This window comes from Anaerotardibacter muris, assembly GCF_943192915.1.
In the GTDB taxonomy this organism is placed as follows: domain Bacteria; phylum Actinomycetota; class Coriobacteriia; order Coriobacteriales; family Eggerthellaceae; genus Anaerotardibacter; species Anaerotardibacter muris.
Map to the genome: position 1 here is coordinate 159,886 of NZ_CALPCD010000004.1, position 24,382 is coordinate 184,267.

At 55.2% G+C, this 24,382-nt stretch carries 23 protein-coding genes and 1 tRNA gene; 6 read left to right on the plus strand and 18 right to left on the minus strand.

Annotated features, from left to right (window positions below; genetic code table 11):
• Positions 1–161 precede the first annotated feature (161 nt).
• The 4 genes from NFR25_RS04990 to NFR25_RS05005 are packed head-to-tail and all read left to right on the plus strand — an operon-like array spanning position 162 to position 1,901.
• On the plus strand, positions 162–563 hold the full coding sequence (locus NFR25_RS04990) for a hypothetical protein (protein WP_251198150.1): 402 nt from the start codon (positions 162–164) through the stop codon (positions 561–563).
• A complete protein-coding gene (locus tag NFR25_RS04995; protein ID WP_251198151.1) occupies positions 560–1,081 on the plus strand; it encodes a hypothetical protein in 522 nt (173 codons plus the stop codon). The genes NFR25_RS04990 and NFR25_RS04995 overlap by 4 nt, the downstream gene beginning before the upstream one ends.
• Before the next feature lie 20 nt (positions 1,082–1,101).
• The gene (locus tag NFR25_RS05000; RefSeq protein ID WP_251198152.1) at positions 1,102–1,563 is read left to right on the plus strand and encodes a DUF192 domain-containing protein; all 462 of its coding nucleotides are present in this window, start codon (positions 1,102–1,104) and stop codon (positions 1,561–1,563) included.
• A 38-nt stretch (positions 1,564–1,601) separates the two neighbouring features.
• Positions 1,602–1,901, plus strand: a complete 300-nt coding sequence (locus tag NFR25_RS05005; RefSeq protein WP_251198153.1) for a hypothetical protein — start codon at positions 1,602–1,604, stop codon at positions 1,899–1,901.
• Between the two features lie 37 nt (positions 1,902–1,938).
• Here NFR25_RS05005 and NFR25_RS05010 read toward each other — a convergent pair whose 3' ends face one another.
• Both NFR25_RS05010 and thrC read right to left on the minus strand, forming a co-directional pair.
• Positions 1,939–2,256: a hypothetical protein gene (locus NFR25_RS05010; protein WP_251198154.1), complete on the minus strand. Its 318-nt coding sequence runs from the start codon at positions 2,254–2,256 to the stop codon at positions 1,939–1,941.
• 35 nt (positions 2,257–2,291) lie between these two features.
• Positions 2,292–3,833, minus strand: coding sequence for a threonine synthase (gene thrC / locus NFR25_RS05015; protein ID WP_251198155.1), 1,542 nt, complete (start codon positions 3,831–3,833; stop codon positions 2,292–2,294).
• A 147-nt stretch (positions 3,834–3,980) separates the two neighbouring features.
• Here thrC and NFR25_RS05020 point away from each other — a divergent pair, with 147 nt between their 5' ends.
• Complete coding sequence (locus NFR25_RS05020) at positions 3,981–4,373, plus strand: metal-dependent transcriptional regulator (RefSeq protein ID WP_251198156.1); 393 nt, start codon at positions 3,981–3,983, stop codon at positions 4,371–4,373.
• 281 nt (positions 4,374–4,654) lie between these two features.
• Here the strand turns inward: NFR25_RS05020 and rsfS are convergent, their stop codons facing one another.
• From rsfS to NFR25_RS05100, 16 genes are all read right to left on the minus strand, one after another.
• Positions 4,655–5,086 (minus strand): ribosome silencing factor, encoded by a 432-nt coding sequence (gene rsfS, locus NFR25_RS05025; RefSeq protein ID WP_251198157.1) that lies wholly within the window; start codon positions 5,084–5,086, stop codon positions 4,655–4,657.
• Between the two features lie 11 nt (positions 5,087–5,097).
• Positions 5,098–6,153, minus strand: coding sequence for a bis(5'-nucleosyl)-tetraphosphatase (symmetrical) YqeK (gene yqeK, locus NFR25_RS05030; protein ID WP_251198158.1), 1,056 nt, complete (start codon positions 6,151–6,153; stop codon positions 5,098–5,100).
• Between the two features lie 3 nt (positions 6,154–6,156).
• On the minus strand, positions 6,157–6,816 hold the full coding sequence (gene nadD / locus NFR25_RS05035; RefSeq protein WP_251198159.1) for a nicotinate-nucleotide adenylyltransferase: 660 nt from the start codon (positions 6,814–6,816) through the stop codon (positions 6,157–6,159).
• Positions 6,816–8,078: a glutamate-5-semialdehyde dehydrogenase gene (locus NFR25_RS05040; RefSeq protein WP_251198160.1), complete on the minus strand. Its 1,263-nt coding sequence runs from the start codon at positions 8,076–8,078 to the stop codon at positions 6,816–6,818. Before NFR25_RS05040 ends, nadD begins: the two co-directional genes overlap by 1 nt.
• 8 nt (positions 8,079–8,086) lie before the next feature.
• Positions 8,087–9,214, minus strand: coding sequence for a glutamate 5-kinase (proB, locus tag NFR25_RS05045; RefSeq protein WP_251198161.1), 1,128 nt, complete (start codon positions 9,212–9,214; stop codon positions 8,087–8,089).
• A 66-nt stretch (positions 9,215–9,280) separates the two neighbouring features.
• Complete coding sequence (obgE, locus tag NFR25_RS05050) at positions 9,281–10,675, minus strand: GTPase ObgE (protein WP_251198162.1); 1,395 nt, start codon at positions 10,673–10,675, stop codon at positions 9,281–9,283.
• A gap of 72 nt (positions 10,676–10,747) precedes the next feature.
• Entirely contained in the window at positions 10,748–10,999 is a 252-nt protein-coding gene (gene rpmA / locus NFR25_RS05055; protein WP_022362766.1) for a 50S ribosomal protein L27, read from the minus strand.
• Positions 11,000–11,014: 15 nt separating this feature from the next.
• A complete protein-coding gene (gene rplU / locus NFR25_RS05060) occupies positions 11,015–11,338 on the minus strand; it encodes a 50S ribosomal protein L21 (RefSeq protein WP_251198163.1) in 324 nt (107 codons plus the stop codon).
• A gap of 591 nt (positions 11,339–11,929) precedes the next feature.
• Positions 11,930–14,566 (minus strand): DNA polymerase I, encoded by a 2,637-nt coding sequence (gene polA / locus NFR25_RS05065; protein ID WP_251198164.1) that lies wholly within the window; start codon positions 14,564–14,566, stop codon positions 11,930–11,932.
• Positions 14,567–15,241, minus strand: coding sequence for a winged helix-turn-helix transcriptional regulator (locus NFR25_RS05070; RefSeq protein WP_251198165.1), 675 nt, complete (start codon positions 15,239–15,241; stop codon positions 14,567–14,569).
• A gap of 9 nt (positions 15,242–15,250) precedes the next feature.
• Positions 15,251–16,594, minus strand: a complete 1,344-nt coding sequence (gene glnA, locus NFR25_RS05075; RefSeq protein ID WP_251198166.1) for a type I glutamate--ammonia ligase — start codon at positions 16,592–16,594, stop codon at positions 15,251–15,253.
• 404 nt (positions 16,595–16,998) lie between these two features.
• Positions 16,999–17,673, minus strand: coding sequence for a methionine ABC transporter permease (locus tag NFR25_RS05080; protein WP_251198167.1), 675 nt, complete (start codon positions 17,671–17,673; stop codon positions 16,999–17,001).
• A gap of 3 nt (positions 17,674–17,676) precedes the next feature.
• Positions 17,677–18,423, minus strand: coding sequence for a methionine ABC transporter ATP-binding protein (locus tag NFR25_RS05085; protein WP_251198168.1), 747 nt, complete (start codon positions 18,421–18,423; stop codon positions 17,677–17,679).
• Between the two features lie 119 nt (positions 18,424–18,542).
• On the minus strand, positions 18,543–20,996 hold the full coding sequence (locus NFR25_RS05090; protein ID WP_251198169.1) for a glycosyltransferase family 2 protein: 2,454 nt from the start codon (positions 20,994–20,996) through the stop codon (positions 18,543–18,545).
• Between the two features lies 1 nt (position 20,997).
• Positions 20,998–23,502 carry a glycosyltransferase gene (locus NFR25_RS05095; RefSeq protein ID WP_251198170.1) on the minus strand — a complete coding sequence of 835 codons (2,505 nt, stop codon included), beginning with the start codon at positions 23,500–23,502 and terminating at the stop codon, positions 20,998–21,000.
• Positions 23,503–23,579: 77 nt separating this feature from the next.
• The gene (locus tag NFR25_RS05100) at positions 23,580–23,966 is read right to left on the minus strand and encodes a GtrA family protein (RefSeq protein ID WP_251198171.1); all 387 of its coding nucleotides are present in this window, start codon (positions 23,964–23,966) and stop codon (positions 23,580–23,582) included.
• A gap of 247 nt (positions 23,967–24,213) precedes the next feature.
• Between NFR25_RS05100 and NFR25_RS05105 the strand changes: the two genes are divergently transcribed.
• Positions 24,214–24,288, plus strand: a tRNA-Glu gene (locus tag NFR25_RS05105).
• Positions 24,289–24,382 lie beyond the last annotated feature (94 nt).

A 24,382-nucleotide genomic window follows, 5' to 3' on the forward strand; every position in this document is an offset into this window, starting at 1 on the left:
AACAGATGCGCGCTCGTGCTGCACGCGTTCTTGTGGCGCGCCAACGAACAGATTACGTACGGGCGCATGGTGGCGGCGCGATCACGCGAAGGCCAGTAACTTCTCGACAACCCTTTGCACGGTCGAGGGAAATGCACTGCGATACAGGAACAAAAGGGCAGATGACCATAGAGTTCGCAGTCATGTTCCCCGTGATGCTCATGATCGCATTAGTGGCTTTCAATAGCATCATGTTCCTAGCGCAATGCTCTTCTTTCGATCGCATCTTCCGCGAATCAGTGTGCGTATACGCTCCCTCGCCCGCGAGCGAACAGGCGGCAGGCCAGATCTGTGCTCAGATAGCCGCCGAACTTGAACCGTACCAGGAAAAGGACTATCTCGAATGCACGGTAGACTCAGGGGCCCAGGACAGCGGTCTGACCACCTATCGCGGAACGCTTGCTTACACGCCCACTGTATTCGGTGCCTACCCGCTGCGCCAAGTCTTCGGCGTAGCACTCCCGCCGATCGAACACATCGTAGAGATGACCGTTGATAGCTACAAGCCAGGAGTGTTCCTATGACCAAGCAAGCCTTCAACAAGATCGGAATAGCGCTCGCATTGCTGCTCATCGCCCTTGGCCTATGCTGCGGGATCGACGCCGCCCGCGCAACCGATGACGCGAACCTATCGAACGCTCTTCCTACCGAAAGCTTCTCGAACGAACAGACCGAAGGACTGGACAGCCTGCTTGAAGGCAAGGAAGACGACGTGGTGAGCGTAGCGCGAACCCTTTTCGATATTCCTTTGAACACCGAGCTTCCCCACGCTTTTGCGACAGAAGCCCTAGACGCATGCGACTTCGAAGAAGCTTACGTTTCAGGCTCCACCATCAGCTTCACCTTCGAAGGATCCTGCGACCAGGCTCAAGAGCTTTGTACTGAAAACCTCACATCCAAAGGATGGTGCCCTCTCGAATCCAGCGATCGAACCATTCAAAGTTTCGCTAAGGCCGAAGGGCTCTATCGTTGGCTCGTGCTGCAATATCTTTCCATCGACAGCAAGACCGTCATCATCGTGAACATCATCGATCCTGAATGATCGAGAACGAAGGAGGAATCATGACATACCCCACAGTCTTTCACACCGCTACTTCGAAAGGAAGCTCAACAGCCGAGAGCCCGACCATCAAACGCTCTCGAAGATCACACCCTCCACGCGCCGACCAGCGCACAGCATGGCCTATCGAAGGAGAAGTGCCCCTCTTTCCGAAGATCAAGGTTGCAAGTTCGTTCTTCAAGCGCATGCGCGGACTGCTAGGGAGCCCGCCTCGGCCGCAACTGCTCATGATAGCGCCCTGCCACAGTATCCACACCTACGGTATGCGCTACCCCATCCACGTGGCATTCTTCGACAAGCGTGGCATCGTCATCCATTCCGAACGCGCAGTTCCACCTGGGACCAAACGTTCCTGCAATAATGCATGTGGCGTGCTCGAGATGCCAGCAGTATTCGAGAACGATCACTGGTTCTCCTCAGGCGACCACCTTCGCTTGGCGCCACCCGAAGTGAGCCGGCCTTGATCATTGCTCATCGTTCCACAAGATACAAAGGAGTCCCTATGAAAGTGATCCATGGAAGCTATCCTGGCGAACACCCAGTACCAGCGCAAGCCCAGCTCGATCCTCCCACAGCAGAATACAAGACCTGCCCCATATGCGGCTCGGTCTGCTTCATCGATATGGATGTATGTTTTGGCTGCTTGCACCACTTCGAAGATGACGAGATACCCATGAACGTAGCACCACAGACCCAATCTGATGGTTCAGGCCAAGGTGGAAATGGCGTGACCTCTCGTCACGTTTGTTCAGGGAAGGACGGTCAGCAATTCGAGATAACCATCTCGGTGAAGATGCTCTGATTGCGCTCAGCCGCAATGCGAGCGCGCGTTAGTTCACTTAGTTCACCGTGGCTGAAGGATCGAGCGCAGTATCGAGCGCATTACCCAACGCGAAGATCGAGGTGATGTTGAAGATGAATACGCCCAGCGTGATGAGCGAGGGGAACACCACCGCGATGATGACCATGATGGTGACGATGCTGTTCGTCTGGCGATACGGCACATCAGGGTTTTCTGCCTGCGCAACATCTGCCAAATAGCGGACGTTGTCCATCAGTCCGATGGAGCGCACCAAGAACCATACAAGAAGGCCGATGATCGCAACCGCGCAGATCGAGCCAAGGATAACCAGGAGTCCAAGATTTCCTTCTATCATCGTTTTGGTCCTTTCTTGTGAGTATCGACCCTGCTCTAGTTCGTGAAACCTTCGACCGCCGCCTCGATAGCATCGGTCGTACCTTCGATCACCGTGGTGAAGCGGATAGGCTTCTGGTCAAGCTCTGCCAGACCTTGCGGGATGTTCGCATGACCTGTTTCTTTGGCGATCAGTTCATTCAACTGGCAGCCAGTGAGCGCCGCAACTTCAGCAGGCAGTTCATCAGTGGACTTCAAACCATGGAGTGCCTTGTACACGTTATCGCCGAACTTCGCCCAGTGCGCTGTTGATGCGATGACCACCGGGTTTTCGCCACGCTGCTGCTGCGCAACCTTCACCGCAACCGCCGTGTGCGGATCGACCAAATAGTCGTGAGCCTCGAGTGTTTCCTTGATGGTCTCAAGGCATGTCTCGCTATCGACCGAACCGGCCTTGAATTCAGCCTGCAGCTTCTCGCGCGTTACATCATCGATGGTGAAGCACTTGTTCTCTTTCAGATCCTTCATCCATTGCGCGATGGCATCACTGTTGCGACCCGAAAGCTCGAAGAGCTGACGCTCCACATTAGAAGAGACCAGGATGTCCATCGAAGGCGATGGCGTAAGGATGAATTCGCGGTCGCGAATATCGTAGGTACCCGTGGTGATGAAGTCCGTGAGGATGCGATTCTCATTGCTCGCGCAGATGAGCTTATCGATAGGCGTACCCAGTTGCTTGGCGTACCATGCAGCCAAGATGTTGCCGAAGTTGCCCGTAGGGACGCACACGTCAATGGGGTCGCCCGCTTTGATCTTGCCCTGCTCTACCAACGTACCGTAGGTAGAGATATAGTAGACAACCTGCGGCAACAAACGGCCCCAGTTGATCGAGTTCGCGCTGGAGAGCGCGACCTTATGTTCGTCCATCAGCCTCTGGTTGAAGGCTTCATCATCAAAGACGTTCTTCGCGCCCGTCTGGCAATCATCGAAGTTGCCCGTGACCGCCCACACGTCAACATTACTGCCACCTTGCGTGGCCATCTGCTTGTACTGGATATCGCTCACACCGCCATCGGGATACATGACCGCGATCTGGATGCCCTCCTTGTCCTTGAAGCCTTCGAGCGCCGCCTTGCCCGTATCGCCCGAAGTGGCCACCAGGATGAGGAACGTGTTGTCGATCACGCCCTTCTCTCGCAGCTGCGCTGCACTCTCGCTGAAGAAATATGGCAAGCACTGAAGCGCCATATCCTTGAATGCGCTGGTGGGGCCATGCCACAGTTCGAGCACGTGAGTATCATCATCGAGCGAGGTGATCGGGCATATCTCTTCGGTATCGAACGCATCGCCATAGGTCGCTGCCATCAAGCGCTCAATGGTCTGGTCATCCAGATCGGTATCGAATGCTTGATAGACCTTAGCAGCGCGCTGCGCATACGGCAGCTTCGCCAGTTCCACGATCTGATCGAGCGTGAACGTAGGGAGCGACTCCGGAACAAACAATCCTCCGCCCTGCGCCAGGCCTTTTACGATGGCCTCAGTGAAGCTGATGGGGTCTTTGACGTTGCCGCGCGTATCGATATAGAGATTGTTGGTCATCTGTGATCCTTAATAGGTGTCAATGCAGTTAATCAGTATACTATTCAATGAACACTTAACGACCCACTCTTCGAAGCAGTGCTCGAACTTCGGGAAGATAGGTTCCTCCCCTTCCTCGAGCGTGCTGATCTGAAAGCGAGAAAGACCATGAGCGCAGAAAAAGTCTCGATGTCTCATGAAGATTACCTAGAAGCCATCGTCATGCTGGGCGGTTCGCCCACCCAACCAGTGCGTTCGGTCGACGTAGCAACGAAGATGGGTGTTTCTAAAGCTTCAGTATCGAAAGCGATAACCAGCTTGAAAGCAGCAGGTTTGCTCGACCAGCCTTTTTATGGTGACATCACGCTCACTGAAGAAGGATACGAATACGGCCAGTCTGTGCTGAAGCGCCACGAGATGCTCACCGCATTCTTAGTGAAGCGTATCGGTCTGAGTCCTGAAGTAGCCGAAGAAGAGGCTTGCCAAATGGAGCACGCCATCAGCGACGAATCCTTCGAGCGCTGGCTGGACTATTTCAACGACATCGGCCTCAAAAGCTAACATTTTACCTGTCCCCATTTTGTCCCGGACAGAATTGAACCCGTCCCCATTTCTTAGCCCAAAAACCGTGCACAGTGCTACGGCTGCAAGGTAAGGGCAAGGGGAAGGGTCGTAGATTCACTCTGAACACTAACTTGAAAAACAGAAGGAACCCGCAAGGGTTCCTTCGTGTCAATAAAACATGAGGCAGTGCAGCGCATGAGCCGAAGGCGAACAGCGAAACGGGTGAATCCGAGAGCCTTCCCCTTGCCCTTACCTTGCAGTCGCCGCACCCTGGGTGGTTATTGAGCCGCTTCCTCCATCTTTTGCACGAGCTGAGCGATACGCTCGGAATATTCAGGATGCTCGATGCCCGCTTCAGCCAGATCAACGATGGGCACATCATTCCAGAGCGTTTCCAAACGATAGTATTCACGCGCTTCAGGCTGGAACACATCGATGACGAAATCGCCGTAATCGAGCAGCTCCCAGGTATGGTCCTTGGTCTCTTCGCGCGAGATAGGCTTCACCTTCGCCTCGATGCGCAGCGCATCTTCCATCGCTTCCAGGATGGCACCTACGTGGGGCGTATTGCGGGCTGTTGCGATGACGAAGTATTCGGTCACATCGACCAATTCTCCCACCTCCAGCACCATGATATCGGTGGCCTTATTCTCATCAGCAGCCTTCGCGGCGATCAGCGCGCACTGACGCGCAGATAGTCTTTCGGTCATCTTGAAGCTCCTTAATCGCCGTCGCGTTGTTGCTGGGCGCAGTAATAATTCCAAACCTCGACCGCATGAACATCAAGCGGTCGACCCATGCGAAGCAGATACGTGAGCCCCTCACGCTGCACCGCCATGAAGATATCCTCCAGATCCATCACACCGATCTGGTCGTAAAGTTCACGATAGACTGGCACGTCATGGCTCGGTTCGAGCTTATCAGCACAGAACACGATCATATCGAGCGGCGTCATGTGAATGCCACCCACCGTATGGCGCTCGATAGCCTGGAACAACTCGGCAGGGAATTCAGGGAATTCATCAGCGAGCACCACAGCTGCCGTGGGTCCATGGAGCAATTGAGGCATGTTGATCTGTGTGGGGCCATCGATGTCGAGCCCATAATGCGCGATACGATCGCGCAGGCGCTTTGGTGAGAGCGCCTTATCCCAGTCGTGCAAAAGGCCAGCCATGCGCGCTACGCGCGGATCGACACCATAGGCCAATGCCATCTTCTCGGCTGTTTCCGAAACCTCCACACTATGCACGAAGCGCGAAGGCTTCACGCGGCGTCTGAGCAGCGCTTTCATACGCTTGTAATTCGTATTGCCCAGCGGTTTCTCCACTGAGAGGATGAAGCCCTTATCAGTAGGCGCATAAGCATATTCAGAGAGCTTTTCAGGATCACGAGCGCTCACGCATTTGAAATTGCTCGAGCTAAGGTACGCTTTCACGTCCTTCTTGCCCGCATTTTCGATGGCTATCGGTTCGTGTTCGGAATCACCCGTGGACGTGACCGAAGAACCGAGCGTCGCTACACGGTCAGCCTGAACGCGCGGAATAGGTTCGGTAGCATGAGGGTCATCCTCGTCTTCGCCATCATCCACATCCTCGATCGATGGCAGATCGATCGCAGGGAACCCTCCTGATGAAGCTGCATCAGAAACGTACTCACCCGAATCTTCGTGATAGGTAGGCAATACCTTCGAGCGAGCATGTCGCGCACGCAACGATCCATCCGAATCGCTTCGGGTCTCATCTTCCAATGGTTGCAATGAGCTTGCGTCGATGGTCATATATCAATCTCCATAGAGTCCAATAGAGCTAATATACTCCAAAACCGCCGGCGGAATAAGGTAGCGGACCGATCTATCTGCCAAAATGCGCTTACGAATATCGCTTGAAGAAAGCTCGAAGAGCGGTGCTTCGACAAAGAGCGTGCGAAAACCCGCCTCCCGCAAGCTTTGGTTGATGGAAGGACTGCGCAAGTTCGCGCTCCGCGGACGATTGAGCCCTACGAAGCTTGCGAGCTTCGAAAGTTCGCGCGCATCACGCCACTGCGGCAACGTAGCGATCGCGTCAGCACCCGCGATGAAGTAGAGCTTCACGTTGTCGGGAAAATGATCGCGCATGGCGCGTAGGGTATCGACCGTATACGTATCACCTGCACGATCGGCTTCGATGGAGCTCACATCGAAGTATGGATTGTCGGCCGTTGCCGCCTTGCACATAGCCACACGATGGGCAGCATCGGTGACCTTCTGGTGCTTCTTGAACACGGGGTTGCCCGCTGGGATGAACAGTATGCCATCAAGCTTGAGCGCATCGCGTGCTTGTTCGGCGCACACCAAATGACCCATGTGGATCGGGTCGAACGTACCGCCCATGATGCCAAGGCGATAGGTCTTGCTCGGGTCGTCCAAGCCTAGATCATCGAAGCGTTCACTGATCACGGGCACTAGGCACGCACCTGGCCTTCACCTTCGATGATGTATTTGTAAGTGGTCAACGCCTCAAGCGCGAACGGACCACGCACATGCAGCTTTTGAGTAGAGATGCCTATCTCGGCCCCCAGCCCGAATTCGCCGCCATCGGTGAAACGCGTAGAAGCGTTGATGTAGACGGCTGCCGCATCGACCTGACGGACGAATGCGTGGGCTGCATCCTTGTCTTCGGCGATGATGGACTCGGAATGCTTCGTGCCATAGTGGTTGATGTGCGCAATAGCTTCTTCAAGACCAGTGACCGTCTTGATGCTTATCTCCAGGTCAAGGTATTCCTTGCCCCAGTCAGCTTCAGTGGCAGGCTCTACGGTGATGTCTTGCTGTGCAGCAATATCGCAGACCGTTTCATCTCCATGCATGCGCACACCCGCACCAGCGAGCAGCTCGACCAAACGAGGTAAGCACTCCTGCGCGATAGCCTTGTCCACCAGTACCGATTCGCAGGCATTGCATACGCCTACGCGCTGGGTCTTGGCATTCAGCACGATCGGGTAGGCCTTCTCCAGGTCGGCCGATTCGTGAATATAGATGTGGCAGTTGCCCGTGCCTGTTTCGATGACCGGAATGAGCGAATGCTCGATGCAATGGCGGATGAGCCCTTCGCCGCCGCGCGGGATGAGCACGTCGACCAGGTCTCGCAGTGTGAGCAGTTCGTCGGTGACCTCGCGGTCGGTCGAATCGATCACCACCACGCAGTCTTCGGGCAGCCCCACGCGCGAAAGCGCACCGCGCAATACTTCGCCAAGCGCCACGGCAGATCGAATGGCTAGCGAGCCACCACGCAACACGCAGGCGTTTCCCGACTTCACGCAGATACCTGCAGCATCAACGGTCACATTCGGACGCGCTTCGTAGACCATCGCCACCACGCCGAGCGGTACGGTGATGCGCGTGAGCTTCAGATCGTTATAGAGCGTGCGCTCTTCGAGCACCACGCGCGTTGGATCCTTCAACGCTGCAAGTGATTCGAGCGCCAAGGCCATAGCCTCCACTCGCGCATCGTCGAGCATCAAGCGATCGAGAAGCCCCGCGCTAGTACCCTTTTCACGCGCTGCGATCATGTCGTGGGCATTCGCTTCCAAGATCTCTGGCGCATGCTCGCGCAGCGCCATAGCCATAGCATAGAGCGCTTCGTTGCGCTTCTCTTCGCTTGCTTGTGCCAATGCGCTCGATGCGCGCTTGGCTGCCTCGGCTGCCTGTCGTGCTAGTCCGCTCATGGTATCCCCTATTCGAAAACAACCAGGTCGTCACGATGAACGACCGGGTGCTGAGCCAAATTCGCCAGCAATTCGTTGCCCTTGATCTCTTTCTGGCTGCGGCCGCACGCCAAGGTCACCTCAGATGAGGACGCACCTGCCTTGCCACGCGCGATGATGTGACCGCTGCCGTCGATGATATCGATGATATCTTCGCGCGCGAAGCTGCCCTCAACGCCACGCACACCCACTGCCAAAAGCGATGAACCGCGCGAAACGAGCGCCTCCCGAGCGCCTTCATCCACGATCACCGCCCCCTTGGCCGTATCGCCTAGAGCGATCCAGAGCTTCTTCGGCGTGATATCGTGGGCTTTTGCGAGCGGGGAGAAACGCGTTCCCACCCGTTCACCAGCTGTTAGGCGAACCAAACTATCAGTATTGCGTCCATTGCAGATGACCAGGTCGATGCCTGCCGCCATCAATACGCGCGCTGCGCGGATCTTGGTGATCATACCACCTGAACCTACTGTCGAGCTCGAACCGCCTGCTACCGCCATCAGCTCGGGCGTGATAGAAGCCACCTCTTCGATCAGCGTGGCTGTTGGATCTTCGAAAGGATTAGCTGTATATAACCCATCGATATCGGAGAAGATCACGCAAAGCTGCGCTTTCACCAGGCACGCGACCAGAGCCGCCAACGTGTCGTTATCACCGAAGCGAAGTTGTTCGACCGAGACCGTATCGTTCTCGTTGATGATGGGTACCACACCCAGATCGAGCAGGCGCTCAAGGGTGTCGCGCACATGAAGGTATTGTTCACGATCGGCCGTGATCTGACGCGTGATCAATACCACAGAAGTGAGCATGTTGTAGCGCTCGAATGCATGCGCATAGGCGCTGACCAGGATATTCGTTCCCACCGAAGCTGCCGCCTGAAGCGTTGGGGTGTCGCTTGGGCGCTCGGTCATATCCAAAGCTTCAAGGCCGCAAGCGATAGAACCGCTGGTCACGATGATAGGAGTCCAGCCCGCATCACGGATCGCGCTGATCTGGAATGCCAAACTAGAAAGATAGGCGCCATCGAGCCTACCCTCGCTATTCACCAACGTGGATGACCCGATCTTCACCACCAGTATCTTCTTCTGCTCAAGCGTCATGCGCTCACTAGCTCCCCTATCGATCAGACGACCACATCGCCTGCCACCGCGGTCTTGAAAGCAGCCTTACAGATCCAGGCCGCCATACATATCTTCATGCATCTTCGCAGACTCGAATTCGAATTCGTATCCCAAGATGCGGATCTCGTCCCCATCACGTGCGCCCGCCTTCTCAAGAGCATCATCCAAGCCAAGGCGCTTGAATCGATGCTGCAAAAACGCGATAGCTTCATCGTTTTCCCAATCGGTCTGGATCACCATGCGCTCGATCTGCTTACCGCTCACACGGAACACGCCTTCTGAAAGCTGCGTGATCTGGTATTGCTGACGACGCTCCTGGCGCTTGTGCTCCCAAACCTGATCGAAATGCTCTTCCGCCTCGCGTTCAGCACGAGCCTGTTCGCGCAACTTCTGAACCTCGCCACCTGTTGCTGCCATCAGCGCATCGATGCCTTGACCAGTAACGGTGCTGGTCAAAAACACGCGCGGGTTGAGTGAGCTTTCAGTGAATTCATCGCCACCGGCAAGTGCGATGGAGTCCTTCTTCACCACTTCCTGCAAACGCTTAGCAGCCTCTTCGGCGCCTGGCATATCGATCTTGTTACCCACCACGATGCAAGGGCGCTGCGCCAATTCGGGCGCATAGAGTTCCAGCTCGCGCTTGATGATCTCGTAATCTTCCACAGGGTCTCGTCCTTCGAAGCCTCCCGAAAGATCCACCACATGCAAGATAAGAGCACTCCGCTCGATATGACGGAGGAATTCATGCCCCAAACCCTTGCCCGCGTGCGCTCCTTCGATGAGCCCTGGAACATCTGCTACCACATAGCTGTAATCCTGGACCTTGACCACGCCAAGATTCGGCACGAGCGTGGTGAAAGGATAGTCGGCGATCTTGGGCTTAGCCGCGGACATACGCGCGATGAGCGATGACTTGCCTGCCGAAGGAACGCCTACGAGCGCCGCATCGGCCATGAGCTTCATCTCAAGCTCGATCCAACCCTCTTCAGCGGGAACACCCAGTTCAGCAAAAGCAGGAGCGCGCCTGGTAGGCGTGACGAAATGCGTATTGCCACGACCACCCGGTCCACCTTCCGCAACGATGATCTCTTCACCATCATGCGTGAGGTCTGCCAGCAGTTCGCCCACTTCTTTCGTGTCTTCGAAGTATTCGCGCACCACCGTGCCCACGGGCACCTTCAAAATAAGGTCTTCGCCGTTGGCACCATGCATCTTGGAGCCCTTGCCGTGAGTTCCACGCGTAGCCTTGAAATGATGCTTGAAACGATAGTCGATCAGCGTCGAAACGCCCGCGTCAGCACGCACGATCACGTTGCCACCACGGCCACCATCGCCGCCATCAGGACCGCCCTTAGGAACATGAGCCTCGCGACGAAACGACATGCAGCCTGCACCGCCATCGCCCGCCTTCACATGTATGCGCACTTTGTCGATAAACATAGTGAATCCATTCTAAACGAAAAAGCCCCCTGCTATGCGCAGAGGGCTTCGATGATCACGTTTGAGGGGCTGTTATGCCTGAGGGCGAACATGCACCTTGCGACGAACACCCTTGGTGTATTCAACGACACCTTCACACAGAGCGAACAGAGTGTCATCCTTGCCACGACCGACATTCTCGCCAGGGTGGATGCGCGTGCCGCGCTGACGAACCAGGATCACGCCAGGACCGACCTGCTCACCTGCGAAACGCTTGCAACCAAGACGCTTCGACTGAGAGTCGCGACCATTACGGATGGAGCCTTGACCTTTCTTATGTGCCATTCTATTCCCTCCTCCTTATTTCGCGGCTTTTTCAGAACCGACGGAAACGATCTTCACGCGCGTGAGATTCTGACGATGACCACGGGTACGTTTATAGTTCTTGCGCTTCTTGAACTTGAAGATGATCTGCTTATCACCCTTGAACTGTTCGACGACCTCCGCCTTAACAGCGGTCTTCGCAGCCTTAGCGGGATCAGCCTCGACTTTGTCGCCATCAACAACAGCGATAGCCGTCAGAGGCACGGTAGCACCAACTTCAGCGTCAAGCTTTTCGATATTGAGATAATCGCCGGCAGATACCTTGTACTGCTTACCACCGGTCTTAACAATTGCGTACATGCATACTCCTATAAATGTGTCAAAACGCAAGCCGTTATCTTATCAGCCACCTGGGCGCAAGTCAACGAACGTTTACAGCGTTTACCATTAAAAGTATTCGTTTTGACGGCCTGCGGCACATCGCGCGTGCTCGAGGGAAAAGAGCTTCTGCGCAGCCCCGCGGGACCTGCTGCGATCTGCGCGGATCATCTGTGCTCAAAAGTTCCAACAGCCTAAGCCAGCGCCCGTACGGAAAACAGCCTTATCTATTATAGGGATTCTTTCCCGAATTCTTCGATATTTTTGGGGACGGGTTCATTTTTGTCCCGGACAGTTTGGGGACAGGCTCAGATGTTCGAATAGGAAGTTGAACCTGTCCCCCTCTTGATCTTCAACGAAAGCTACAAGGATATAGGGGTAGGGTCTCGGATTCATCCGTTGCGCTGTTCGCCCTTTGGGCTCATGCGCTGCACTGCCTCATGCATTCATACGCGAAGGAACCCGAGCGGGTTCCTTCTGCTTTTCTAAGTTAGTGTTCCGAATGAATCTACGGCCCTACCCCTATATCCTCATAGCTTACGAAAGAGGGCCCGGCCCCATTCGCAGGAAACTCTAATGAGCTTGCGCCCAGTTAGCCCCTGAGGTCACATCAACGAGCAGCGGGACAGCCAGATCGGCCACCGATTCCATGATCCGCTTCACCATCGCCGAAACGTCTGCCAGTTCATCTTGCGGGACCGAGAAGTCCAATTCGTCATGCACCTGCAAGATCAGCTTGGTCTTCGCACCTTGCGCAAGCAGTTCATCTTGCACCTGGCGCATCGCGATCTTGATGATGTCGGCTGCCGTGCCCTGCATCGGATGGTTCATGGCTGTACGTTCGCCAAAGCCACGCTGCACGGGGTTACGCGCGTTCAGTTCGGTGATATAACGGCGGCGGCCAAAGAGCGTCTCTGTATAGCCCTTAGCCTTCGCCTCTTCTACCACGCGATCAAGATAGGCACGAACACCCTGGTAAGCAGCGAAGTAACGGTCGATCATCTCTTTCGCATCGTACATGGGGATATCGAGGGTCTGGGCTAGACCATAAGCCTGCTGACCATAGACGATGCCGAAGTTCACCGCTTTCGCGCGTGATCGCAACGTGGGCGTGACCTCTTCGAGCGGCACATCGAACACGCGGCTTGCAGTCTTGGCATGGAAATCCTCGCCCGAAAGGAAAGCATCGATCAAGTGCTCATCGCCCGAAAGGTGAGCCAACAAGCGCAGTTCGATCTGGGAATAGTCAGCCGAAAGGAACAGCTCGCCTTCTTCGAGCGGCACGAAGCATTCACGGATCTTACGACCGAAATCGGTACGAACAGGAATGTTCTGCAAGTTCGGATCAGAAGACGAAAGGCGTCCTGTGGCCGTGACCATCTCATTGAATGAAGTATGGATCCGTCCATCTTGAGCACGCATGCGCGGCAGCGCATCGATATAGGTCGACTTCGCCTTTGCATATTCACGATAATGGAGCACCAGTTCAGGCAGTTCATGGACCTTCGCGAGCTCTTTAAGGACCGTAGCGTTGGTGGAATAGCCGCGCTGGGTCTTCTTCAGCGGGGTGAGCCCGATCACATCGAAGAGGATATGGCCGAGCTGCTTAGGGGAATCAATGTTGAATTCCTCCCCCGCCAGCTCATAGATCTGAGCACGTAGCTTGTCGAGTTCTTCTTGCGTGGTAAGGGCGATGCGGTCGAGCGTAGGCTTGTCGATAGCAGCACCCGTACGCTCCATGCATGCCAGCACGCCGATGAGCGGAAGATCGATGGTTGAATATACGCCCTCCGCGTCGTCTTCGCCAAGCTTCGTGCGGGTGATCTGCGCAAGCTTCTCAAGGGCTGCAGCTTGCAACGCCAGATCATCGACGATGGATTCTTGTTCGGGCATGAGCGCACCGCAATAGACCTCGGCCAACTGCGCGATACTGTAACCGCCATAGGTCGAATTCAACACATAAGCCGCCAAAGCCACATCGAAGCAATCCATACCCATGGCCTCTTCAGATGTGATGAGCGCCTTGAGCGCAGTATCATTTGGCAAGACGATCTCAACTAGTTTCTTCGCATCGTAGGTGACGAAATGGGCCTCGCGCACCAAACGCGCAAGAGCTTCTTCAGCTGCATCGCCTTCGAAGACGAGCGTATCCTCGACCGTACGGACCACCAGATTGACAGCCTGACCGAACAGCGACTCTTGCTTGTCATGGCCTGCGAGCACAACGGGTTCAGCATCCTTGTCAGCTAAGAGCTCATCGAGCTTCACGGCCGCATCTTCGCCGAACACGAGCGGATTCGCCTCAAAGGATTCAGCGCTGGCCGTTGCCGCTGCGCTCCCATCGAGCATCCCCAATACCTTGCTCAGATGCGCCATGAAGCGCACATTGGTGAACGCCTCGGTCACGCGCGCTGGATCGAAACTGGGAAACGAGAGCGATTCCAGATCCAACTCGATGGGCGCATCGCGCACGATGGTGGCCACCTGGCGCGAGAGGAACGCGTCATCCTTGTGGTTCTCCAGATTCTCCAACTGCTTACCCTTGAACGCGTCAAGGTTGGCATAGATGCCCTCAAGGTCATCGAACTCCTGCAACATAGCAGCAGCCTTCTTGTCGCCGATGCCAGGAACGCCGGGGATATTGTCTGATTTATCACCCTTCAGACCCAGAAAATCCGTGAACTGAGCCGGAGTAACACCGTAGCGTTCCTCAACTTCAGCCGGACCATAGATGACCACATCGGTGATGCCCTTCTTCGTGGTGACGATCTGGGTAAGATCGCTCGCCAACTGGTAGGCATCCTTATCTCCTGTAACGAGCAGCGAGCGATAGCCCAGCTTCTCGTCTTGAGCCGAAATGGTACCCAGGATATCGTCGCCTTCCCAACCCTGCATCGCAACAACGGGAATATCGAGCGCTTCGAGCAAGCCCTCGATCAGGGGAAACTGCACACGCAGCGCGTCATCCATCGGGGGACGCTGCGCCTTATACTGCTCGAGCGCTTCCATACGAAACGCAGGACGCCCCTTATCGAACGCGCACACGATAGCATCAGGATGCAGATCCTCGATGAATTTGATCAACATCGCCAGAAAGCCGAACGCCGCATTGGTGGGCGTGCCGTCGGGCGCGGTCATAGCGGGAGGCACCGCATGGAAAGCGCGATGCATCAAGGAATTGCCATCGATGATGGCGATGGTCTTAGTCATCTATGCACTCCAAAGATATCCGACGCCGCGCACAGTCTCCAAGCGCTGCGCCAGGTCCGGACCAAGTTTCGCACGCACCCTTCGTACGTGCACATCAACAGTACGCGAACCGCCGAAATAGTCGAAGCCCCACACGCGGCGCAACAGCGCATCGCGCGAATAGGTGCGACCTGGATGGGTCACAAGAAACGCGAGCAGCGCGTATTCCAAGTAGGTGAAGTCAACGGGCTTGCCATTCACGGTGACCTGGTAAGTCGCAAGATTGATGGTCATGGTATCGATAGCGATGAATTCGCTCGTGGATGCTTCATTGCCTGGCCACAAGAGCTGGCGGATACGCAAGGCGCATTCGTCAGAGCTTGCTCCATGCACTACGAAATCGCTGTTCAAACGCACAGGCAAACGCAAACCCTGGAGCATCTCTTCCTTCACGATGATAAGGATCGAGCCACCGCCGTCTTGGACCATCAGGTCCTCGACCATCGCGATGGAGTTGGTAGGGTCATTGCTCGCCTCGAAGATGATCAGGTCGCAGCTGGGGTGCTCATGCAAGAGCTTACGGAATTGCAGCGAAGACCCCGCGACCACATCCACGTCCATACCGCTAAGGATGGCTTGGAACTTATGTGCGTTGTCAAGGCTGTCAGCAACGAATATGACGCTCTTTCTCTGCATCGTTGCCTCCTAGAGAACACCCAGATAGTGGTCAAGTTCCCACTGGGAAACATTCTTCTGGTAATCGTTCCATTCCGCGCGCTTGGCCTGAACAAGATAAGAATGGATATGCTCGCCGAGCACTTCACGCATCAGATCGGACTGAGCGAAGAGCTCCACCGCCGCACCGAGCGTATCGGGAAGCGTGCGGATGCCGCGCGCGTTCAGTTCCTGGCGCGAACAGTCGAACAAGCTCGGATCCTCGCAAGGCGCTTCAAGCGGCAATTCGTCCTGAACACCTTTGAGGCCTGCCGCCAAGATGACCGCAAAGGCAAGGTAGGGGTTGCACGAAGGGTCTGGGTTGCGCAGCTCGATTCGACATGCCTCTTCTTTGTGCGGCTTGTAGCTGGGGATGCGAACGAGCGTACTGCGGTTGCGGCGCGCCCACGTGATCTGCGTAGGTGCTTCGCCGCCCGAGACCAGGCGCTTGTACGAATTGACCGTAGGGTTCGTGACCAGAGCGAATTCTGGCGCGTACTTCAGAAGGCCGGCGATATAGTGCTTCGCCACCTTGGAAAGGTTGTATCCATCGGGGTCGTTCTCGTCGAAGAAGACGTTGTTGCCTTCCTCATCGAACAAGCTTTGATGAATATGCATGCCCGACCCAGGCTCTCCCGTGAGCGGCTTGGGCATGAACGAAGCATAATAGCCGTGCTTCATAGCGATCTCTTTGACCGTGAGCTTGTAGGTCATCACATTGTCAGCCATGGTGAACGCATCGGCGAAACGCAGGTCGATCTCTTGCTGCGATGGACCATTCTCATGGTGAGAATACTCCACAGGGATGCCCAGCTTCTCAAGCGTGAGGATGGTGTCGCGGCGCAGGTCGCTGGCATTGTCGAGCGAGGTAAGATCGAAATAGCCGCCCGTGTCGAGCACCTCGCGGCTTTCGCGATCCTTGAAATAGTAGTATTCGATCTCGGGGCCAACATTCATCATGAAGCCCAGATCGGCAGCCTTTTCGAGCACCTTAGCCAAGACTGCACGCGAATCACCCGCATAGATGCGCCCTTCAGGAGTGCGAATGGAGCAAAACATGCGCGCCACTGCGTTTTCCGCTGGGCGCCAAGGCAGGATCTGAAAGGTAGAAGCATCAGGGAATGCGAGCATATCCGATTCATAGTTGAGCGAAAAACCTTGCACGCAGCTGGCATCGAAACCCATGCCCTCTTCGAATGCATTCTCCAGCTCGCTCGGAATGACCGCGAACGATTTCATATTGCCGAGCACATCGCAGAACCAAAAACGCACGAAATGCACGTCACGGCTCTTGATGGTCTTCAGCACGAAATCCTGATCAGGGCTCATCGCCATGTCTCAACTTCCTTCCCAAAGATAACAGTGTCAGAGACGTATTCATTATACGACCCCGCATGCACAACACTGCCCCGATTTAGCCCATTGGGAATAACATTGGGGACGGGTTCATTTTTGTCCGGGACAAAACGGGGACAGGTTCATCGTACGCGCGCGGTGCTGCGGATGTGAGGTAAGGGTGCAGAATTTACTTCGTATAGCCATCTTGAAAAGATAGAACCCAGCCTAAGCTGGGTTCATGTAAACAAAGCTGGAGAGTAACCGCATGAGCCCGAAGGGCGAACAGGGTAGCGGGTAAATCATGCACCCTTACCTTGCAGCCGCAGCACCCCAAAAGACTTCCGATTTGAACCTGTCCCCAAACTGTCCCGGACAAAAATGAACCCGTCCCCAATTAGGAGTTAGGATTTATGCTCCATCCTGCGGGCAGTATAGTTGCACAAGCTCTGCACAATCTGCACGATGACGATGAGGATGATGACCGTGGCGATCATCACGTCGTCCTGGTAGCGCTGATAACCGTAGCGGATGGCGATGTCGCCCAGGCCGCCTGCACCAACGCAGCCAGCCATGGCCGAGTAACCCAAGATGGTGATGAACACGATAGCGAAACCGCGTACGAGCGATGGCAGGCTCTCGTGCAAGAACACCTTGTAGACGATCTGCCACACGTTCGCACCGAAGCTCTGAGCAGCCTCGACCAGTCCCCCATCTACTTCCTCGATCGACTGTTCGACCATGCGCGCGATGAAGGGCGCCGCCGAGACCACGAGCGGCACGATAGCGCCAGGCACGCCCAAAGAGGTGCCGACGACAAAGCGCGTGAACGGGATGAGCGCCACCAGCAAGATGATGAACGGGATCGAGCGCCCGATATTGATGATCCAGCCGAGCACCATATTCAGCACACGATGCGGCTTCAGGCCTTTGGGGCTCGTGAGCACACACAGCACGCCGAGCGGAATACCCAATACATAGGCGAAGAACGTTGCCACAAAGGTCATGAGCAGCGTATCCCATGTACCCTGCGCGAGCAGCGCACCATAGGTATCGAAAAATGCGGTCAAACCTTCCATCGTCTACGCCCTCTTTCCCAACAATTGACGCGTTGCATCGCTCTGCGGATTCTCGAACACATCCTTCGTGAAGCCCATCTCAACGATCTGGCCTGCATCGATCACCGCGATGGTATCGCAGATGGTCTCGGCCACCAGAAGCGAATGTGTGATGAGCACGATAGTGACGCCCAGTTCCTTGTTGATATCTTTGAGCAGCTGAAGGATGGATTGCGTGGTCATGGTGTCGAGCGCGCTGGTTGCTTCATCGCATAACATGATCGAAGGATTGTTGATGAGCGCACGCGCGATAGCCACACGCTGCTGCTGACCGCCAGAAAGCTGCGAAGGATATTTATCCGCCTTGTCAGCCAACCCTACCAACTCGAGCAGCTCTAAAGCGCGCTTCTTGGCCTCGGCCTTGTTGTAGCCCTTGTGCAATTCCAGCGGGAAGGTGACATTGCGCAACACCGTACGCTGCTGGAACAATGAGAAATTCTGGAAGATCATGCCCACGTTCGCACGGAATTCGAGCAAGTCCTTGCCCGTAAGGTCGGTGATATTGACACCGTCGATGATGATCTCGCCTTCAGTGGGGCGCTCAAGCAGGTTGATGCAACGCACGAGCGTCGATTTGCCCGCACCCGACTGGCCGATGATACCGAAGATCGACCCATCTTCGATAGTGAGGTTGATATCTTTCAGGGCAGCATGCGCTTCGCTCTGCTTCCCTCCTGGATAGGTCTTGTAAAGATGCTCAATCTGAATCATAGAATCCTGCGATCAAGTTGTGGTTCGAACAAAAACGAACGCGAACAGGCAAGGCCACTTCGCGCGCGAGTTTCAACTATAGTCCAACTGAAGACGCAAAAAGACCGCGAGGTTATACGTTAATAATATAGCTGGTAATAACCATTGCCACGGGCCAGCAACGAACTGGTGAAGGGATCGCCCTCCACGAAAGCGCGCGGCCACTTGAAGTGCAGGTAGGCACGCTCTTGCTCTAGACGGATACGACGAGCATCGGGCAAGTTCTCGTCCTGGACCGTATTCTCGAAATGATAGAGCTCTACCTGAGGGTCATAGACCACGTAATAACCCGCTTTGATCACCTTCAAGCAAAGATCAGTATCCGCATGATCGAGCTTGAAACGCTTGTCATAACCTTCTACCTCGTCGAACACGCTTCGCTTGATGAGCTGGCATGCTTTGGACACCGCAGAAACATCATTGGTGCAGCACAGACGCTTCATATAACCTGAAGCACCACGCGGCAGATCGACACCGATGCCGATCGAACCGAGCGATGAACCCACCGTGATGCCAGCTTGAGCAATAGTGTCGTCGGCATAGAGCAGCTTCGCCCCAACTACGCCCACTTCTTGGCGCTGGCACACACCAACCATACGAGCGATGGCATCATCGCTGGCCAACTCCACATTGGAATCGAGCAGCAAAATATAATCGCTCTCGGTCTGAGCCACCACATCGTTCACGTAGACCGCGAAACCCGCGCGCTCTGCGGGACGCACCACTTCAAGATCCTCGTACGTTCCCTCAAGGCGCCCGTAACACTCTTGAGTCTCTGGGAGCGCGCTCCCATCGTCGATGATGCGCACCGCAAGATTCTGATAAGCATTCTTCTCGAAGAGGCTCTTCAGGCACGTCTCCAAAAGATAAGGACGATCGCGATTCACGATCACGACCAACACCGAAGGTTCCTTTTCAGGCAGGACGTAATTGCAACGATAGACCTCATCGCGGATATCAGAGAGCACGGTAGCTTCCACGCCAATGCGCTTGAGATGGTTGGCAACCGCGCGGCGACCACCGCGAAAGTCTTCTTCTTGCTGTTCGATACGTACCTTGTCCTCATCTGGATCAGGCTGCGCTACCTCCTGGATGTGATAGAGGATCTGGTCGATGCGCATAAGATCGCCCGCCTGCTCGAAAGCCTTGAACAACAGGTCATAGATGAGCGCTTCAGCCGGCAAACCCTGTTCAGCATGCACATGTTGCACCAAGCTGCGATCGAAGACGATGAACGGGCCTACGTAGTTATACGAAAGCAGCAGATCGGGCGAATAGACTGGCTTGCACACCAGATTACTGAGCGTTCCATCTGCGTGAATGGAATCGTGGTGGGCATAGATGATATGCGCCTGGGGTCCATCGGGAAGCGCGCGTGCTTCGTTCACGCAGCGCACCACTTCGAAGAGCGCTTCGGGTGCAAGCACGATATCGGGCGTGAGCAGCGCACAGTATTCACCTTGCGCTTGGGCAAGACCTGCTTCGAACACCGCATCGAAGGCCTGTGAATCATCGATCTTCACGCGCGTTATCGGTGCCGTTTCCTTGGATCCTGCGAACATGGCATCGAATTCGCGGTCTTCGAAATAGCGATCGACCACCACCACCTCGAAGTTCGAATACGTTTGCGCCGCCAGCGCACGCAACGTGCGCGGCAAGAAGCGGTCGTCACCCTGAGAAAGCGGCATGATCAAGGTGATGAGCGGCTCGTAGGTGAAAGACAAGCGACGCTGATCGGCCAAGTCGGCCAACGTTGCGCTATGGAGCAGATACCACTCGTCATACGTGGGGTCCTGGCCAGCGTTCATGGTCTCTTGCTCGAAGAGAGCCTTCAGTGGCTCGTAGCTTTCATCGCAGAACATCGCAAAACCACCAGGCACCACATCGCGTGCATCCGTTGCACTGACGCAGAAGTCCTTGTCATCGCGCGGTACGCGGACCGAAAAGCCTACGTTCACGCGTGGTGCATCGCCAAAACGTGGTGCAGGTTTCACCTCTTCGAACAGCGGGTAGACCGGCAGATCGCGCTCCAGACCGTGCGCGTCGAGGAAGCGCACTTCCACATCAGCGCCTTCTGTCTGCGGCAGGTCGACGAGCATCTTCACCACGATGTCGTCTTCGTCGTCGATCGCCGTGATGAAGCGCACATTCATGCGGTCAGAATAATATTCACGCTCGATATCGAACATCTGGGCGATGAGCTCGTTCTTCACCACAGAATTGATGCGCGTGCGCCAATTGAGCGCCGAGGTTTCGATGGTAAGGTGCGCACGACCCAGCGGGGCATCTGCGCTACGGTATTCGCTGAACTCGAGCATGATCTCGCGTTCATTCAGATGCGGTACGATCACGGCATAATTCGCACTGGACTGCCCATCGAGCGGATCGAAAGAGAGCAGATGCGATGGGATGAGCGTACCGTCTTTCAGGTGCGCTTCCAGCAGAACGACCGCATCAGGCGAAAGACGTTCGATGGCAACCTGCACATAGATCTTGCCATCGCCCTGACACATGCTCTCAACGCGTACGTTCATGCTAGTCTTCCTTGAGCGCGTAGTAAGGGCTATTGGGATCAAGGTTCGTGCTGTAGAGGCCATCGCCCTTCACGAAATAGCCAGGCCACAGATATTGCAGCAGCGCCGCTTCACGCTTGCGCTTGACAAGGAATGCCTGCGAATAGTTGCGCAAACGGTTCACTGAACGCAGATGCGTGAGTGCCACGTATGGTGTATAGACCGTGTAAAAGCCCAGCTCCTGGGCCTTCAGGCAAAAATCAACATCGGAATAGGCAATGGAGAACTCTTCAGTGAAGCCGCCCACCTGATCGAACGCTTCTCGGGAGATGAACATGCAATCGCCCGACACCGCGGAAACATTGTGTGAAACGATGTTGCGATCGAGCGCGCCACGCCACGTTGGCGGCATGAAGCGCGAGAGCATGGTGATGATATGGTGCCCGCCAACCACCAATCCTGCATGGTCGATGGTGCCGTCCACGAAGAGCTTCTGGGGGCCCACCACACCGACGCGGCGATCTTGGAAATATCCGAGCATCACCTGGAGCGCATCGTGGGTAAGGATGCGCGTATCGTCGGTGATGAAGAAGAAATAGTCGCTATCGAGCTGCTCTACCGCGAAGTTCGCCAATCGCGCATGATTGAATTCACCCGACCACTCCAAGGTCTTGAACGAATCGAATTGCTGGCTCAAGCGCTCATAGCAAGCCTGCATCTCTTCGTCCGCCTGACCGATAGCAACGACCACCACCTCGAAGTTCGCATAATTCACCTGTTGATAGATGCTCTTCACGCAGCGCTCGATCTGCTCGGCGCTGTTCTCTGCGTTCAATACGATGGAGATCTTGGGCGTCTCCACGGAAACATGGCGAATGCGATAGTGCAGCGGGACACCCACATTCATCACTTCCACGCTCATGCCCATGCGCTTGCAATGTTCAACCAAAGCCTTCCGGCCCGCTTCCTGAGCTTGCACAGAGAAGAGCTGATCCTCTTTGATCTCTGAGGCGAAGCGTCGATGACAGAGTACGCGTGGGATATGACAGATCTTGCGCGCCTGTTCAGACGCACGCAAGATAAGATCGTAAGAGAGGGCACCTTCGAAAGCAGGATCGAGTAGACCGACCTTCTCGAGCAGGCTTTCGCTATAGATGACGAAATTGCCCAGGTAGTTGAACGAACGCAAGAGCTCGGGCGAATAGTCGGGGCGCATCACAGGATGCGAGTGATAACGCTGAGCGTCGATCGTGTCAGAGTCGCAGTAGATAACATCGCAGTTCGGGAACTGATTGATGGTGCGAACGCACTCGAACAAGGCATCGGGCGCGATAAGATCATGGGCAAACAGATAGCCCACATATTCACCTTCGGCCGCATAGATGGCCGCGTTTATCTTCTCAGTACGTGAAAGATCGGGATCGACATCGACCAGATACATGCGGTCATCTTGGAAGACCTCGAGCAGCTGGCTGGCGGAGGTGTCGTCTCCTGTGACATCCACCAAGATGAGCTCCCACTTGCCATAGCTCTGGGTACGCAAGGCGTTCATCACATCGTGAATATGGTGGTGCTGGGCGTTCTCTAGGATGCACACCACGCTGATGAGCGGCTCATGTTCGAAGCGGACCGAGACCTCCTCGAAGAGCGTGGGCAGATCGGCATGCTGGTTGACGCGATACCATTCATCATAGTGAGCATCATCAAAAGCGGTGCAGGTCTGCTTGGCGAAACTGTTCAAAAGCTCTGAAAGGCTCTTCTTGCCCAGCATGGCGAACCCAGGCGCGATAGTGCCCACGGTATCAGTAGCGCACACGCATACCTCGCCTTGGGATCTTGGCAGCGCTATGGAAACCTCCAAACGGCGGCGCTCGAGCGCACCGTAATCTTCGCCATGGGTCACACTATCTTCGATGACGAAATAATCAGGATAGATCGCACGACCACGCGAATCGAGGAAATCGAATTCGATGGAGCTCTCTTCGTGATAGGGCATCTCGACTTGCGCGCTGATCAACAGCTGATTCCCCTCTTCCAAGGCTCGCACGAACGAGATCTGGATGCGATCGTGGATGAAGCTCGCGCTCAAGCGTTCGATAGCTTCACCTTGGAACTTGCCACGACGAATGTCGAGCAGACTGCGCCAGCGGAACGTATCCACATCAAGGCTGTTCACGCAGAACGATTGGGTCTTCCCATCTGCTGTGATGGCGCGAAAATCGAGCACCCAACGCTTCACGTTGAGCCACGGGAGCACCACTACGAAGAAGCGCACCGCTGGAGAATTCTTCGCGTGCCCATGATCATGCATGCCATCATGGACCGCGAGCGCGGTATCGAACACCGCCGACTCCATAGCCAGGAGGTCTTCTTCGTTCACGAACGGGAATACGTCTGCCGGAATGAGCGATCCATTCTCGGTCGAAGCCGTGAGCACCACGGGCAAGCCCTTGTCGTAATCAGTGATCTCGGAGAGGATGTAGGCTTTATCGCCCGAGCGACGCATCAGCTTGAAGGTTACGTTCACGCTTCTCTCCTTTTGATCGTTAGCGGCAAGATCCGTTCATTTCATTTTAGTGCTTTTGGGCGCTTGCGTGCGGTGAGCTAGCGCTTTTCAAGGAATATCTTTCGGCTGACGAAATTCCAGATCGAAACCAGGAAGGTGACGATGAACTTCGAGATGCGATAGTCGATGAACCACAAGCTTACGAACACCCACATGAGCAGGTCGTTCAGGATAAGGCCAATAACTGAGAGCACTACGAAGGTGATGAATTCGCGATGACGAGAAAGGTCGTCACGACGCTCGAAGACATAGCGCATGGAGGCCACATAGTTGAAGATGACCGAAACGATGAAGGAGATGGTGTTGCTGATGAGGTAAGGAACGCCGAAGAATTCCGTGAGCGCGACCATCAGACCGTAGTCGATGAGGAACGCCAGCACACCCACGATGCCGAATTTCATGAATTGAGCAATGAGTTTCTTCAAGCAGACCCTTCACATCCAGCGAAAACCAAAGCCGATCGGCTGAGTCTTATAGTAGCGATAAGCCCGAAAGTGGTTCAAGCCTGAATCGGTAGAGACCGTGCGAGACTGAATCAACTGGCAACCTACGACTTTGTCTGCGAGGTCCGCAACGTGGGGGTTTTGAACCATCGAGAAATGGGCAAGAATAATCGCTTGCAAAATGCGAAAGGCTCTGTGATAATAACCAGGCTGTCTTTTGCAGCGCGTTGTCCCCATCGTCTAGCGGTTAGGACGCCGCCCTTTCAAGGCGGAAACACGGGTTCGATTCCCGTTGGGGGCACCATAGAATCTCAAGGTCGGGACCAATCGTGGTCCCGATTTTTTGTTTTTGGGGGACGGGTTCATTTTTGTCCGGGACAAAAATGAACCCGTCCCCC

Excerpts from the sequence above, each read along its gene's own strand:
- NFR25_RS04990 (WP_251198150.1), top strand. The coding sequence starts at position 162 with ATGACCATAGAGTTCGCAGTCATGTTCCCCGTGATGCTCATGATCGCA.
- NFR25_RS04995 (WP_251198151.1), top strand. The coding sequence starts at position 560 with ATGACCAAGCAAGCCTTCAACAAGATCGGAATAGCGCTCGCATTGCTG.
- NFR25_RS05000 (WP_251198152.1), top strand. The coding sequence starts at position 1,102 with ATGACATACCCCACAGTCTTTCACACCGCTACTTCGAAAGGAAGCTCA.
- NFR25_RS05005 (WP_251198153.1), top strand. The coding sequence starts at position 1,602 with ATGAAAGTGATCCATGGAAGCTATCCTGGCGAACACCCAGTACCAGCG.
- NFR25_RS05010 (WP_251198154.1), bottom strand. The coding sequence starts at position 2,256 with ATGATAGAAGGAAATCTTGGACTCCTGGTTATCCTTGGCTCGATCTGC.
- thrC (WP_251198155.1), bottom strand. The coding sequence starts at position 3,833 with ATGACCAACAATCTCTATATCGATACGCGCGGCAACGTCAAAGACCCC.
- NFR25_RS05020 (WP_251198156.1), top strand. The coding sequence starts at position 3,981 with ATGAGCGCAGAAAAAGTCTCGATGTCTCATGAAGATTACCTAGAAGCC.
- rsfS (WP_251198157.1), bottom strand. The coding sequence starts at position 5,086 with ATGACCGAAAGACTATCTGCGCGTCAGTGCGCGCTGATCGCCGCGAAG.
- yqeK (WP_251198158.1), bottom strand. The coding sequence starts at position 6,153 with ATGACCATCGACGCAAGCTCATTGCAACCATTGGAAGATGAGACCCGA.
- NFR25_RS05040 (WP_251198160.1), bottom strand. The coding sequence starts at position 8,078 with ATGAGCGGACTAGCACGACAGGCAGCCGAGGCAGCCAAGCGCGCATCG.
- proB (WP_251198161.1), bottom strand. The coding sequence starts at position 9,214 with ATGACGCTTGAGCAGAAGAAGATACTGGTGGTGAAGATCGGGTCATCC.
- obgE (WP_251198162.1), bottom strand. The coding sequence starts at position 10,675 with ATGTTTATCGACAAAGTGCGCATACATGTGAAGGCGGGCGATGGCGGT.
- rpmA (WP_022362766.1), bottom strand. The coding sequence starts at position 10,999 with ATGGCACATAAGAAAGGTCAAGGCTCCATCCGTAATGGTCGCGACTCT.
- rplU (WP_251198163.1), bottom strand. The coding sequence starts at position 11,338 with ATGTACGCAATTGTTAAGACCGGTGGTAAGCAGTACAAGGTATCTGCC.
- polA (WP_251198164.1), bottom strand. The coding sequence starts at position 14,566 with ATGACTAAGACCATCGCCATCATCGATGGCAATTCCTTGATGCATCGC.
- NFR25_RS05070 (WP_251198165.1), bottom strand. The coding sequence starts at position 15,241 with ATGCAGAGAAAGAGCGTCATATTCGTTGCTGACAGCCTTGACAACGCA.
- glnA (WP_251198166.1), bottom strand. The coding sequence starts at position 16,594 with ATGGCGATGAGCCCTGATCAGGATTTCGTGCTGAAGACCATCAAGAGC.
- NFR25_RS05080 (WP_251198167.1), bottom strand. The coding sequence starts at position 17,673 with ATGGAAGGTTTGACCGCATTTTTCGATACCTATGGTGCGCTGCTCGCG.
- NFR25_RS05085 (WP_251198168.1), bottom strand. The coding sequence starts at position 18,423 with ATGATTCAGATTGAGCATCTTTACAAGACCTATCCAGGAGGGAAGCAG.
- NFR25_RS05090 (WP_251198169.1), bottom strand. The coding sequence starts at position 20,996 with ATGAACGTACGCGTTGAGAGCATGTGTCAGGGCGATGGCAAGATCTAT.